Annotated in this window: 18 protein-coding genes; 15 read left to right on the top strand and 3 right to left on the bottom strand. The window is 67.0% G+C overall.

What is annotated here, in order from left to right:
• Positions 1-40 precede the first annotated feature (40 nt).
• The 8 genes from AC3A5T_RS10710 (at position 41) to AC3A5T_RS10675 (ending at position 5548) form a co-directional block, all read left to right on the top strand.
• Positions 41-370 (top strand): hypothetical protein, encoded by a 330-nt coding sequence (locus tag AC3A5T_RS10710; protein ID WP_487628566.1) that lies wholly within the window; start codon positions 41-43, stop codon positions 368-370.
• A gap of 36 nt (positions 371-406) precedes the next feature.
• Entirely contained in the window at positions 407-829 is a 423-nt protein-coding gene (locus AC3A5T_RS10705; protein ID WP_487628565.1) for a hypothetical protein, read from the top strand.
• Positions 830-890: 61 nt separating this feature from the next.
• The gene (locus AC3A5T_RS10700) at positions 891-1637 is read left to right on the top strand and encodes a hypothetical protein (protein WP_232150618.1); all 747 of its coding nucleotides are present in this window, start codon (positions 891-893) and stop codon (positions 1635-1637) included.
• Positions 1638-1640: 3 nt separating this feature from the next.
• Positions 1641-2264 carry a hypothetical protein gene (locus AC3A5T_RS10695; RefSeq protein WP_487628564.1) on the top strand — a complete coding sequence of 208 codons (624 nt, stop codon included), beginning with the start codon at positions 1641-1643 and terminating at the stop codon, positions 2262-2264.
• 24 nt (positions 2265-2288) lie between these two features.
• On the top strand, positions 2289-2960 hold the full coding sequence (locus tag AC3A5T_RS10690) for a FliH/SctL family protein (protein WP_487628563.1): 672 nt from the start codon (positions 2289-2291) through the stop codon (positions 2958-2960).
• Positions 2957-4315 carry a FliI/YscN family ATPase gene (locus AC3A5T_RS10685; RefSeq protein WP_487628562.1) on the top strand — a complete coding sequence of 453 codons (1359 nt, stop codon included), beginning with the start codon at positions 2957-2959 and terminating at the stop codon, positions 4313-4315. Before AC3A5T_RS10690 ends, AC3A5T_RS10685 begins: the two co-directional genes overlap by 4 nt.
• Positions 4312-4800, top strand: coding sequence for a hypothetical protein (locus AC3A5T_RS10680; RefSeq protein ID WP_232138366.1), 489 nt, complete (start codon positions 4312-4314; stop codon positions 4798-4800). Before AC3A5T_RS10685 ends, AC3A5T_RS10680 begins: the two co-directional genes overlap by 4 nt.
• Before the next feature lie 22 nt (positions 4801-4822).
• Positions 4823-5548 (top strand): hypothetical protein, encoded by a 726-nt coding sequence (locus AC3A5T_RS10675; RefSeq protein WP_487628561.1) that lies wholly within the window; start codon positions 4823-4825, stop codon positions 5546-5548.
• Between the two features lie 56 nt (positions 5549-5604).
• Here the strand turns inward: AC3A5T_RS10675 and AC3A5T_RS10670 are convergent, their stop codons facing one another.
• The gene (locus AC3A5T_RS10670; RefSeq protein WP_487628560.1) at positions 5605-6195 is read right to left on the bottom strand and encodes a GNAT family N-acetyltransferase; all 591 of its coding nucleotides are present in this window, start codon (positions 6193-6195) and stop codon (positions 5605-5607) included.
• Positions 6196-6476: 281 nt separating this feature from the next.
• Between AC3A5T_RS10670 and AC3A5T_RS10665 the strand changes: the two genes are divergently transcribed.
• The 6 genes from AC3A5T_RS10665 (at position 6477) to AC3A5T_RS10640 (ending at position 9750) form a co-directional block, all read left to right on the top strand.
• The gene (locus AC3A5T_RS10665; protein ID WP_487628559.1) at positions 6477-6704 is read left to right on the top strand and encodes a hypothetical protein; all 228 of its coding nucleotides are present in this window, start codon (positions 6477-6479) and stop codon (positions 6702-6704) included.
• A 3-nt stretch (positions 6705-6707) separates the two neighbouring features.
• Positions 6708-7013: a hypothetical protein gene (locus tag AC3A5T_RS10660; protein WP_487628558.1), complete on the top strand. Its 306-nt coding sequence runs from the start codon at positions 6708-6710 to the stop codon at positions 7011-7013.
• A gap of 155 nt (positions 7014-7168) precedes the next feature.
• Complete coding sequence (locus AC3A5T_RS10655) at positions 7169-7942, top strand: hypothetical protein (RefSeq protein ID WP_487628557.1); 774 nt, start codon at positions 7169-7171, stop codon at positions 7940-7942.
• A gap of 84 nt (positions 7943-8026) precedes the next feature.
• Complete coding sequence (locus AC3A5T_RS10650) at positions 8027-8431, top strand: hypothetical protein (RefSeq protein WP_487628556.1); 405 nt, start codon at positions 8027-8029, stop codon at positions 8429-8431.
• Between the two features lie 179 nt (positions 8432-8610).
• Positions 8611-8955, top strand: coding sequence for a hypothetical protein (locus AC3A5T_RS10645; RefSeq protein ID WP_487628555.1), 345 nt, complete (start codon positions 8611-8613; stop codon positions 8953-8955).
• 87 nt (positions 8956-9042) lie between these two features.
• Positions 9043-9750 (top strand): DUF6683 family protein, encoded by a 708-nt coding sequence (locus tag AC3A5T_RS10640; RefSeq protein WP_487628554.1) that lies wholly within the window; start codon positions 9043-9045, stop codon positions 9748-9750.
• Between the two features lie 62 nt (positions 9751-9812).
• Here AC3A5T_RS10640 and AC3A5T_RS10635 read toward each other — a convergent pair whose 3' ends face one another.
• Positions 9813-11270 (bottom strand): hypothetical protein, encoded by a 1458-nt coding sequence (locus AC3A5T_RS10635; protein WP_487628553.1) that lies wholly within the window; start codon positions 11268-11270, stop codon positions 9813-9815.
• A gap of 279 nt (positions 11271-11549) precedes the next feature.
• A complete protein-coding gene (locus AC3A5T_RS10630) occupies positions 11550-12476 on the bottom strand; it encodes a 5'-nucleotidase, lipoprotein e(P4) family (protein ID WP_487628552.1) in 927 nt (308 codons plus the stop codon).
• Positions 12477-12591: 115 nt separating this feature from the next.
• Between AC3A5T_RS10630 and AC3A5T_RS10625 the strand changes: the two genes are divergently transcribed.
• Entirely contained in the window at positions 12592-13248 is a 657-nt protein-coding gene (locus AC3A5T_RS10625; RefSeq protein WP_487628551.1) for a YceH family protein, read from the top strand.

Below are 13248 nucleotides of genomic sequence, written 5' to 3'. Positions count from 1 at the left end.
TCCAACGCTGTATCCACAGACCGTCGCAAGGAGTACTTCCATGACCACGATTTCCAACGATCAGATCGGCAACTTCATCGGCCGCGCCTCGATGCAGAACGAGAATGGCGTCCGCGGCGCCGGCAGGACCGGCGGCGGCAGCTCGTCGAGCTGGTACGAAGCCATGTCGCGTGCGTGGGGCCAGACCCTCGACCAGCAGGCGACCCGCATCACCGACCTGTCCGCCGTGATCGGCCAGGGCGGCGACCAGCCCTCGAATGTGGTCAAGTTGACCGCCGAGAGCCTGAAGATGCAGTTCCTCTCCAACAACGCCTCGACCTCGCAGAACAGCGTCGGCCAGGCACTCGAGACGCTGGGCCGCAAGCAGTAAGCGACTCCCGCAGACAACAGCAGCTAGGAGAAGATCATGGTCGACGCGATCCAGGCCGTTGGGCTCGAAGCCGCGGCACAGGGGGCATCGGGTGCCGGCGCACACTCGCCGGTCGCCGCCGCGTACGAGGTCGGACAGTTCTCACAGGCGATGGACCGCGCAGGCGCGAGTTCCGCCGCTGCGGCCAACGCGCCGCAGGGCGTCGCCAGCACGGGCGCATCGGAGCCTTCCGAAGGCATGCGCATGGTGATGTCCGCGATGGACAACCTCAACGGCGGCGCATCGAGCATCCAGGACCTCGCCAAGACGATGACCCAGAACACCGGTGAGCTCACGCCGGGTCAGGTCATCGAGATGACGATGAAATCGCACCACTTCCTGTTCCAGTGCGAGATGACTTCGAACGTCGCCAACCGGACGTCCGACGGCATCCAGCAGCTGTTCCGCCAGCAGTCCTGATCGAGAGGTGACCGGCATGCGCGTTTCGAATCTCTGCGTATCCAAACGATGGTCCGCGTGGATGGGCATGCTGCTCGCCTGCCTGCTGCTTGCCGGTTGCGGCGGTACCGCGCTCTACAGTGCAGTCGACGAGCGTCAGGCCAACGAGATGATGGGCGCGCTCATCGGCTCGGGCATCCAGGCGCAGAAGAAGCCGTCCGCCACCAAGGTGGGTTGGGACGTGTTCGTCTCCGAGGGCGACATTCCGCAGGCGATGGCCGTGCTCGGCTCGCGCGGTCTGCCGCGGCAGAACTACCAGAATCTCGGCGACATCTTCAAGAAGGAAGGCTTCGCCTCGTCGGCCACCGACGAGCGCGGCCGGTATCTGCACGCGTTGCAGCAGGAAATCACCCAGACGCTGACGATGCTGCCGGGTGTCGCACAGGCACGCGTGCATCTGGCACTCCCCGAGCGTGATCCGCTCGGTGGCTCGAATGGCAAGACGTCGGCCGCGGTGTGGATCTTCGAGCAGCCCGGCGCGAACGTTCGCGACCGCGAGGCCGACATCAAGATCGTGGTCAAGGACGGCGTGGAGGGCCTGACGGACATCAACCAGGTTTCGGTGAAGTTCGTTTCGATGCCGGCGCCGCCCGAAGCCACGTCGTCGACCGGCACCGCGATGGCCCTGTCGGCGGTGAGCCCGATGGCGATCGTCATCGCCGCGCTGGTGGTGGCCTTGCTGGCCGTCGCCTTTGCATTCGCCGGTCGCCTGAAGGCCCGCAAGCCCGTCGCCGCCGAGAAGGCCCCGCCGGCACGCTGGCAGGGCTGATCCATGTCGCTGGATGTGCTGCTCGCCGAGGTCGATCCGCGTTGGCACGGCGCCGGCGGGGACGATCTGGACGACGCGCTGTTGCAGCGCGCCCGGTCCAGCCGTCTCGGCCGCCGGCTGCTTGCTGGTGCGCTCGCGGACGGGCCGGCCGCGCACCTGCTGGCACCGTCGCCGGACGGGTTCTCCGGTCTGGTGGCACGCTGGAATCGTGCGCGGCTGAGCGGGTTGCATCGCGATCTCGGCGTGCTGGCCTACGCGCCTGCGATCCGCGCGGAGGTCGGACGCGACGCGGTCAAACGCATCAAGGCGGTACTGGGCAGCAGTTACCTGTTGGCACTCGACCGCAGCGTCTGGGACGCGAAGGTCGATGCATCGCTTCAGGGTCGGCTCGCTTCGGCGCTCGCCGACGCACTGGCGGGCGGTGACGCCTTCGGCCCGCGTCTGTTCGAAGCGCTGGAGCTGCAGGGCCGCGCGGAATTGCAGGCATGGGCGCGCCAGCGTGAGCCGGCGCTCGCCGACTGGGCGCAACTGGTCTATCCACCGGCTGAACTGCCGCGGGCGCATCTGCCGGAGAAGCCGTTGCTCGTCGTCCACACGCATCACCAGAATCGCGCCGTCGCCGCCTGATCCACTTCCCGCTCCGGAGCCTGCATGCCGACCCCAGACGCCGCTTCCGCCACGCCCGCCCGACGCGCGCCCAACGCCGCCGTGGTGTTCGAACGTCGCGAGTTCCGTCGCGGCGTGTCCGCGCCGATCGTGCGTGCCGCGGAGTGGCAGTCGCTGGCCGAGCTGGACACCTTGCTCGCGCGGGTCAATGCGCTCTACGACGAGGCGCAGGCCGAAGTGCAGAAGGCGCGTGAGCAGGGTTACGCGGAAGGCTTCGCGGAAGGCCTGGAGCGCGTGAAGCAACAGATGACCGAACAACTCGCGTCACTCAACGAGCGCCGCGCGCGCGTACTGGGTGACGCGGTCGGCCGCATCGGCGATCTCGCCTGTGCGATCGTCGCGCGCATCGCACCGGACTTCGATGCGTCCACCGTCGTGCCGACGCTGGTGATGCGCGCGGTCGAATCCGCACAGGCCGAACAGTTCCTGATGATCCGCGTGCATCCCGATGCACGCGAAGGCGTGGAGCAGGGTCTCGGCGCGGTGCGCCAGGCGCATCCGGGCGTCGGCGTGATCGAGCTGGTCGACGACGAGAGTCTGGATCCGCTGAGCTGCGTGGTGGTCTCGGAAGCCGGTGAAGTCCGCGCTGGCGTCAGCCAGCAGATCGAGGCGATCCGCACGGCGCTGGCGCAGGCGAGCGCGGTGGTGAACACATGAATTCCGGACCGACCCTGTCGCTGCTCGACGATCTCGGCGCCGGCGCGGTCGCCAGTGATCCGCTGCTGCATGCGCTCGGGCAGGTCCAGGCGATCGAGCGCGTGGGCCGCGTCAGCGAGGCCTACGGCACCCTGATCAAGGCGACGGGTCTGCGCGCGGCGATCGGCGAACTCTGCTATCTGCGCAATCCCGGCGACGGCGATTTCGAACTCGCGGCCGAAGTGGTGGGTGTCGCGCGGCAGCACACGCTGCTGACGCCGCTGGGCCCGCTCGACGGCATCGCTTCGACCACCGAGGTCTACGCGACCGGCAAGCAGGCATCCGTTCCGGTGGGCGAAGGACTGCTTGGCCGTGTGCTCGATGCACACGGCGCGCCGATCGACGGCAAGGGGTCGCTGGGCGCGACCGTCGACGCGCCGATCTATGCCGCGTCGCCCAATCCGTTGTCGCGCAAGCTGATCGACCGTCCGTTCTCGACCGGTGTGCGCGCGATCGATGCGGTGATGACAGCGGGCGAAGGACAGCGCATCGGCATCTTCGCCGTTGCCGGCGGCGGCAAGAGCACGCTCTTGGGCATGCTGGCCCGCGGCGGCGATGCGGACGTCAACGTCATCGTGCTGGTCGGCGAGCGCGGCCGCGAGGTCAACGAGTTCATCAGCGACAACCTAGGCGCCGAAGGTCTGGCGAAGTCGGTCGTCGTCGTCGCCACCTCCGACCGGCCCGCGCTCGAGCGCAGCCGCGCGGCGTGGGTGGGCACCGCGATCGCCGAACATTTCCGCGATCAGGGCAAGCGCGTGCTGCTGCTGGTCGACTCGGTCACGCGTTTTGCGCGTGCGCTGCGCGACGTGGGCCTCGCCATCGGCGAGCCGCCGGCGCGGCGTGGTTTTCCGCCGTCGGTCTTCAGCGAAATGCCGAAGCTGTTCGAACGCGCGGGCAACAACGACAAGGGCTCAATCACGGCGTTCTATACCGTGCTGGCCGAAGACGAGGACGGCGGCGATCCGATCGTCGAGGAAGTGCGCTCGATCCTCGACGGCCACATCGTGTTGTCGCGCAAGCTCGCGGCCGCGTACCACTATCCGGCGATCGACGTGCTGACCAGCCTCAGCCGCACCATGCCGCGCGTGGTCGACAAACCGCATCTGCGCGCGGCCGGGCAGTTGCGCAAGTATCTGGCCAAGCACCAGGACATCGAGCTGTTGCTGCAGCTCGGCGAGTACAAACGCGGCACCGATCCCGATGCCGATGTCGCCATCGAGAAGATCGGTCCGATCCGCAATTTGCTGCAGCAGTCCGAACACGAACTCGTGCCGTTCGACACCTCGTCCGGCGCACTGCGGAAGCTGTTCGGATGAAACGCTATCCGCTCCAGACGCTGTTGCAACTGCGCGAACACCGCACCGAAGCGGCGCGTCTGGTGGTGCTGGAGAAGCAGCGCGCGCTGCAGCAGTGCATCGAAGCCTGCACGCGTGTGCAGGGCGAACTGACGGGCCTTGAGCGCGACCGCAGCGGTCATCGTGCGCGCCTGCTCGATCCGCCGCCGTCCGGCGTGCCCTGGCCCGCCGCGCTGACGCAGCGCGAGGCGCATATCGATCTGCTCGGCGAGCAGATCGTCGGTGCGCAACAGCGCCTGTCGAAAGCACAGGAGGCTGTGCGGCAGGCCGAGACCGTATTGCAGGAGGCGCGCGATGCGTTCTTCCGCGCCAAGGGCCGGCAGGACGCACTGGAGAAGCGCCGCGATCTGTGGAAGCGCGAACAGCGTGGGCTGTTCGAGCGGCAGGAAGAGGCGACCAACGAAGACCTGATGCAGGCGCGCTACATGGCGGCGCGGCAGCAGTAGGCACGGACACGAGGAGACGACGATGAGCGTGCAGCGCAACGATTCCGCATCCAGGCCGCCGGACCAGGCAGCGCGCAACCGGCAGGTCGACCGCGAAGCCAAGGCCGACGCCAAGGACACGCCGCCGCGGGAGCGTGTCGACCAGTTCCGCTCGATGATGCAGCAGGCCCGCGGCGACATGCAGGGTCTCCAGGGCGAGTCCGAACTCGCCAACGGCGGTCTGCTGCAGGGCGAAGGCGAGCTGAAGGAAGGCGAGATGGCGGAGCTGGCCAGCCAGCAGGAAGCCACCAAATCGCGTCAGTCGCTGACCGACGTCGTCGATGCGCGCACGTTCCGCCAGCAGCACGACAACGGCTTCGGCAGTCTGCACACCCCCGGCATGGAATCGGCGGCGATCCTGCAGGCGCAGATGGCGTTGCGCGATGGCGCGCCTGCGGCTGCACCGGCCGCTGCGGCGTCCAATGCCGGCCAGCTGTTCGACATGATGGAGAAGCACGTGCGACAGATGGCGGTGCACGATGCCCGCGATCCGGGCGGCGATGGGCAAGTGCTGCTGCGGATGTCCGACGCCACGTTGCCCGGCACCGATCTGCTGCTGAGCAAGAGCGCCGATGGCTGGGTGCTGCGCGCTGACAGCCGTTCGCGCGAGAGCTTCGATGCGATCCGCGAAGCAGGCCCGCAGCTGGCCAAGCGTTTCGCCGAGCAGAATCTCGGCACGCTGACGATCGATCCGCACTACCACAGCTGACGCATCCGTCGCCGCGCCGCCTCCGAGCGGTGGCGCGGCGGCCTGTCCCACACGCATCACTCCTGTGCAGATCCCTCGTTCCGCGCGCCGGCCCGCCGCGGTCGCAGGCCGTGCCAGTCCTCGCGCGCCAGGCGGAAGCGGCGCGCCGGATTGCCGAACTGTTCGCCGGTTTCGATCTCGTCGAACCCCAGGCGCAGCAGTAGCGGCGGTACCGACCGGTTCTCCGGCGCGCACTGCGCGATCAGCGCGGGCAGCTGCAGCGTTTCGAATGCGTGCGTGCACAGCGCCGCGCCACCTTCGATCGCGTAACCGCGACCCCAGGCAGACGGCAGCAGCCGCACGCCGATCGCGACGTCGCCCGCATCGCCACTGGGTGTCAGCGAGAACAGTCCGATGAAGCGACCCGAACGCTCGCGTGTATGCCACAAGCCCAGGCCCGGCCGCTCGCGATACAGCTTGTTGGCCCAGACGACCAGGCCCATCGCATCGTCGAGCGTGGCGATCGGATCGTCGAGCAGCATCCGCGTGACGCGTTCTTCGCGGCCGAGCTGCAAGAGATCGATCACGTGGCGGAACGCGAATCCATGCAGTCGCAGACGTCGCGAGCGCAGGTGTTCCGCCGAGGGGTAGTCGCCAGCTTCGGGCAAGTCGTCACGGGAGAAGGCGGATACGCCGTGTCCCGGTGGGTCGGTGTGGCTGGATGATCCCATCTGCATGTGCGCTGTTATAGCGTGGACGCCTCGCGTCACGTGCGGACTCCGAACTAGGGCCGACCCTAGATGGGGCACGACCTAGCTGTTACGACACACGATCGGGAAGACACTAGCCCTGTAGTCACGCCAGCGCGGTCAGTCCAGGTGCCGGCGCGCAAGGGTTCGATAGGTTTCAAGCAGTTTCCCATCCGTTTCAATCCAACAGGAGTTTCATCATGTCCAGCGACGTCTTCTCCGGCATCGGCTCCCTGATCGGCAGCGCCATCGGCGGCCCCCTCGGCGGCATCATCGGCAATTTTCTGGGCGATCTGATCGGCAATGTCTTCAGCTCCGCCTTCGACAGCCTCTTCTCTTCGTTGGGCCTGCCGCAGGGCGCCCAGGACGCGATCAGCGAAGGTTTCTCGTCCGGCTTCAACTTCAACTTCAATATCGGCGGCAAGTAACCGATGCAGTACGACCAGCAGGCGCAGCGGCAAGCATGGATCGAGGGGCTGGCCCAGCTGCGCGAGCAGGGGGCGATCACCGTCGATGATGAGACCACGCTGATCCGGCACATGGATGAGCGACTGGACGCCGTGCAGCAGGAATTGACCGGACTCGTGCCCGAGTACAACGAACGGGTCGAGTCGGAAGGTCAGGAAGCTGCGGATGCGTGGATCGGCCAGCGTGCGCGGGAGATGGGTGAGCGGGAAGGCGCCGATGCCCGCCGCATGGTCGAGTCTCTGTCATCCGTGAGAGACGCTGCTGCCTGAGTGTGTCCGTACTGCCGCACGCTGCCCGTGGGTGCCTGTGCACCCGCGGGCAGCGTCTTTTTCTGGGTTCATCCGTGTTCGCGTCATCGCTACATGCAGACGGATTATTCTCGGCTGCGTTGGAACCGATCGATGACGAAAGGAGACTTCAGCGCATGAGCACCCGATCCCGTGTCGCATCCTCCGGTCTTGTGGTCGCGCTGTCGGCAGCCGCGTCATGCGTGAGCGCCCCGGTCGCCGCACAGGACGGTAATTACATCGATGCGGTCACGCCCTATGCCCATCATCAGCTGCATCGCTATAGGGGCAAAGAGGGTGAGGCGCGCACCGAAGAGAAGACCGTGCGGACATTCGAAGCGTCCGCGCAGGTGTCTCGCGAACTCAACCGTACCTTGTCGCAGTTGCTCGCGGGCAGCACGCCGCGCAACGATGTTGCCGAGTCCGCGAATGTCCAGGCGGTGTTCGCCCAGCATCCGGGCTACCGGGCGCTGCTCGCGCGTCAGATCGGGCAGGATGCACGGGACATCGAACGCAATCTCGATCGTGGCATCCTGCAGTCACGCCTGTCGGAACTCCTCGACAAGCGAGACTACGCTGCCAATGACCCGGTCGAGGTGCTCAATGCCTATCTGGTCACGGCCTGGCGCGTGGTGCACGACGAACGTCAGGACGCGCATGACGGATCCTATCGGGGACTCCAACGCGCGATGCGCGACTCCGAAATCGTCGCGCCCGAAGCGTCGCGTCAGCAGGTCGCGGAGATGTTCGGGATCATCAACATGCTGACCCTCGCGGCATGGCGGAACACCCGTGATGCCGATGAGCGCGAGGCGCTTCGGCTGGGCACGTTGATGCTTGCCGAACGGATGAGTGGCGTCGACCTGCAAGCCGTCGTTCTCACCGATCGCGGGTTCGCCCGTCGCAACTGAATCTGTTCCTATAACCCTGTTTCGATCACTGCCGTTTCGGCCGTGCTCCCTCCGGCGCCAGTGCGTCATTCACCAGGTGCAGTCATGTCCCAAAATACGAAGTCGTTACTGAGTGCTGAAGATCGTGCCGCGATGATCCAGCAGTACGAGAAGTTCCTGTTCGAGCAGCCGGAGATCGATGCGGCTGGTCGGGAGACGATGATGGCGAAGTTCGAGGAAGGCCTGAACGATGCCAAGCTGGATCCGACTGCCGCGACAGCGCCTGAGCTGATGCAGCAGTGGCAGGAACTGGTCGGGCAGTTGCAGGCCCAGTTCGGATTGTCCGATACGGATTCGGATCGCCTTCGCGGTGTGCTCGAGAAACCGCTGTTGAACCCGGCGGTGCAGAAGGCGCTCGAGTTCTCTCGTTACGTCGAGACGTATGGTCCCGAGAAGGCGCGGGAATGGTGGGCTAGCCAGCCGACGAGTTCGGAACGTAACGCGGGTTGAATTTGAATGGCCCTTAGGGTACGCCCTAGCTTACGCATCAGCGGTCCGTCCGAGAGAATCGTCCCGTAAGCAGAAGAGCCACCCAGAAGTAGCTGGACCCGTTTTCGGATGCATGGGACCCGCGGCGCTTCTCGAAGAATTCAACGGCAATTCCTCACCCAAGTACGGAGATCACGAAAATGACCGAAGTCAATATTTCTGCCCAGTTCTCGGCCGACACGCTGCGCGGCATCCTCGACTCGTCGCAGGGCACGCACGAAGCCCGCGCTGGTGGCCAGGCCGGTACCCTTTCCAGCAAGTACGGCGGCTTCCTGATGCAGATCGCGCAGGTGCTCGGCGAGAAGCTCGACGAGATGGCGAAGGATCTGCAGGACTTTGCCAACAAGCTCGGCAAGGAGCCCACCGCTGCTGAAACGACCGAACTCAGCGGTATGAGCCAGATGTTCCAGATGTTCATGAACAACGCCAGCACGGTCATCAAGTCGCTTGGTGAAGCCAACGCCGGTATGGCGCGTAAGCAGTAACGGATCGCCTTCGGCGGTTCGGGAAAAGGCGGGCTTCGGCTCGCCTTTTTCCTTTTGTGCAATCTGGAATCGTTCTTAGGAGGTCGCATGGATCTGGGTACATCGAGAAAGCGCGGAGCGACGATCGTGTCGGCATTCGGAGGGTTGCTCGCGTGTGTGCTGGTACTCGTCGCGCCAAGTGCCTGGGGCGCCGATGGCGATGCAGCCGTCCAACGCGCGCTTCAGCAGGCCGTGTCGCAGCCAGCGCCGGCAGAGGTGGACGCGCGCGCGGTCGATACGCTCTCGTTCCGCCGCGACGCTGCGGTCAGCATACGCGTGGAGCAGGAGACGATCCGGGCGCTCGGTCGAAACCCGGGGCAGATCGCCGATCTGGAGAAAGTGATCGGTTCGGGCGACATGCTGCGCGAGTTCGACAATATCCTGCGCAGGTATGGCTACGACCCGAACAATCTCGGCGATGTGCTGGCCGCGCATCTGCTGATTTCCTGGGAAGTGGTCAATGATCGCGACTCACGCCAGTCGCCGGCAGGGCAGCGCGCGGTGCGACGCCAGCTGATGGGTCCTCTTGCAGCCGTCCCGGAGATCGCGGCGATGTCGGACGCCGCCAAGCAGGCGCAGGCCGAGCGCACGGCCTACCTCACGATGATTTCCGCGTTGACGTACCAATCGCTCAAGCGGGACGGCAACCGTCAGGCGCTGACCGCGTTGTCGGGCAGCGTACGCGAGGGACTGCGGAACAACGGAGTCGACCTGCAGCGCGTATCGCTCGGCGAGGGTGGGCTGGTCGCCCGCTGAAGGTCGACGGATCGCACACGCGAAGGGCGCCATGCGGCGCCCTTTTTGTTCTCCGTGGAGTACTAGCGTCGGATCGGATCGGGCGGTGGTCGTTGCGCGCGCATGAGCTGCCGACCCAGCCACCAGGCGCCGAGGGCGGCCAGCAGGCCCGCCCACGCGAACTCGCCCGTCCAGCGACGCAGCGTGGGCGCGGCAGGAAGTTCGCCGAGGCTCAGCAGGAAGCTGACGAGAACGAGGCCCAGGCACCCATAGGCCACGATCGCCAGCACCCAGAACATCTGCTGGAAGACTTTGGCCACCTGGCGCGGCGTGTCGTCGTCGTAGGGACGCATGAGGTGCAGTCGGCCCTGCGCGGCCGCGAGCATCCACTGGCCCAGGTCCTGCGCGCCGACCTTCATGCGTCCGCGCCGGCGCAGGCCGGGCCCGTCCAGTGTGTAGGTGCCCACGCCGGTCAATTCGGCACGCACCGGACCACCGGCATCGAGCGCGGCCGTACCTGCGACAGGAGTGCCCGACGGCTGGGCCTGCGGGTTGCCGGCCAGCTGCTGGGCGACCGGCGCCTGCGCCACGGTCGTGGCCAGCGGCACTGCCGCGAGCACGGCGGCGGCCTGCGGCGCTGTGGGGGTGGCGGTCTGAACGGGTGCCTGGGCCTGCTGGGGCCCTGCCGCTCGATCAGTCGCGGGGTTGCCGGCGGGCGCGGACGATGCATCCGCACGCGCAGGCGCCGTCTGTTGGGGAGCCGGCATCGGGTTGGACGGCTGTGCCTGCGTGTTCGCGGTCTGCGCTTGCGGCTGGGGCGACTGCGGCTGCGACGCCTGGGCAAGCGGCTGCGGCATGGACGTGGGCTGCTGCGCAGGCACGGCCGCTGTCTGCGCCGGACCTACCTGCATCTGACCGGTCGGCTGCGGGGTCGCGGTCGTCTGCGTCGTGATCTGACTGCCTGTCTGCTGCGCCGCTTGCTGGGCGCCCGTCAATGTATTCGCAACCGTGTTCACAACGGTTGCAGCGGTGTTCGCCAGGCCGGCCGGTAGACCGCCTGGACTGAGCGGCAGGTTGCCGATGCTGTTGGAGCCGCTCGCGGCCGACGGAGGTGGCGCCGCGGATGGGCCACCCGGATTCAGGAGACTTCTGACGGTGTCCGTCACCGAATTGAGGACACTGCCCGCAGACCCGAGCAGACCGCCGCCCGTCTGCGGCGCGTTGGACACAGCAGGCCCGGCATTGGGCGATGCGAAGGGGGATGGGGGCAGCGGCACGTTGAGGCCGCCAGGCGTGGTGAACGACTGCCCGCCACCGGCCGGGGACGGGCTCCCGGTTGCGCCCTGCCCGCCGGCCGCCGGATTGGCGTTGCCGGCATTGGACCCGGGAAAAATGTTGGGCAGGAGATTCTGGGGAAGCGAGCTCAGAAAGCTCGGGAAACTGGCGCGCAACGATTGCAACGGCGAATTCAGGCCAAACCCGCTCTGGCCGGTCTGACTGGTCCGGCCCGAAAACAGGTTCAGTGGATCGAAAAGGGACACCGTTGCCTCCGGGGGCTGGATGGCAGGCGGAAAAGGGGCGCGCAGAGACCGCACGTTCGCGGCCTGTCCCGAGGGTAGGCGTCGCGAAGCGCCTCCACACCCTGGGGTAGACCCTAGATCGGCGCGTTCTGCGACCGCGGTCGCACCATAAAAAAAGGGAGACTTGCGTCTCCCTTCAAGCCGGCAGAGCCGGAGGACTATGGTGTGGCGGACGCAGGCTACCGCGTCCGGATACCTGATGCAACACTTGAGATAGTGTGTTGCAAGTAATTGATTCGACTAGTTGGCAAGTTTGAGCGCGCTGCGCTTCGACGCGCGACGGTTGCCCGCAGGCTGGTCCCAGGCGTTGTTGAACTGGGCCGGTTCCCAGCCGCCGTAGCTCGGATTGGCCAGCATCCACCAGCGCTCGCCGAACCAGTCGCCGTAGGTATCGAGCAGCTCGCCGCGGGCCTGGGGCGTGTTGGCGAGGATGTCGACGAAGTCGCCGAGCTGGTCGCCGAACTGCATCAGCACGCGGTAGTCGCGGCCGGCCAGGCGGCGGCGGCAGGTCTTCTCGGTGCCGTTCTGCTCGCAGTTCTCGACGAATGTGCCCAGGCCCAGGAACACGCTGTCGTCCTTCACCGGCAGGCCTTCGGCGCGCAGGTTCGCCAGCGTCGCCTCCTGCAGATGCTGGGCGCGGTTGGACAGGTACAGGATGGTCACACCCTTGGCCTCGGCCGCCTTGGCGAATTCGAGCACGCCCGGGACCGGCTTGGCCTTCTTCTCGGCGACCCACTGCGCCCAGGTGACCTCGTCGTACTCCAGGCCGTTCTGGATCAGGCGCGCCTGGTAGGGCGAGTTGTCGAGCACGGTCTCGTCGATGTCCATGATCACCGCCGGCGGCAGCGCGGTAGCGTCGCCGATCAGCTCGCGTTCTTCGGGCACCAGCGCGTCCCAGTTCTTTTCGGCCAGCGCGTCGTCGAGATGATCGGCGGCGGCGCGGAAGATCGACAGGCTGTTGGCGCGGTACTCCTCCGAGCGCTGGATCCACAGCACCGCATTGAGGTTGTCGCTGGGATCGGTGGCGGCCGGCGCCTGGGTGGCCGAGGTGGTCGGCGCCGCTTCTGCAGCGTCCTCGGCAGGTGCGGTCGCAGGTGTCGTCGGCTTGCAGGCGGCCAGCAGCAGGGCGCTGGCGAGCAGGGTGAAGGCGGGTGCGGTCAGGCGCATGGGCGGGTCCGTCGTCATCGTGTGAACACGCGAGTTTAACGGCCGCGATCGCCGCGAACATGACAGGCCGGCATGCGGGGCGCATCCTGTCGCCCCCTTCAAGGCTGGAATTCCCATGGACGCGCAGGCCCAGGACCAGGATCGCTGGCCTCGACTCACCCCGATCGAGGCGCGCGTGCTCGGCTGTCTGGTGGAGAAGCAGGCCACCACGCCCGACGTCTATCCGTTGACCGTCAATGCCGCGCAGTCGGCGGCCAACCAGAAGACCGCGCGCGAGCCGGTGATGTCGGCTTCGTTCGGCGACGTGCAGCACGCGCTGCGGCAACTGGAAGGCCACCGGTTCGCGCGGCAGTCGTTCTCCTCGCGCGCCGAGCGCCACGAGCACGTGCTGGGCACCGCGCTGGATGTCCCGCAGCCGCAGGTCGTGCTGCTCGCGCTGCTGATGCTGCGCGGCGCGCAGACGCTCGCCGAGCTGATGACGCGCAGCGAGCGCATGCATGCCTTCGCCGATGTCGACGATGCGCGCCACCATCTCGAACGTCTGGCCGGCAAGGGGCTGGCGGTGCGCATTCCGCCGTCGGCCGGGCGCCGCGAGGATCGCTATGCGCATCTGCTGAGCGGGCCGGTCGATGTGGCCGCCATCGCCGCCGCCGGTCCTGCGCGCGAATCCGCAGGCGATGCGGGTCTGGCGGCGCGCGTCGACGCGCTCGAGGCCGAAGTCGCCGCGTTGCGCGAGGCGCTCGACACCCTGATGGCGCGTCTGCCCGGCTGA

Source organism: Luteimonas sp. Soil_C_16, assembly GCF_057657295.1.
The sequence above is the reverse complement of the archived record's forward strand: the minus strand, read 5'-3'. Positions and strand labels throughout refer to the sequence as shown.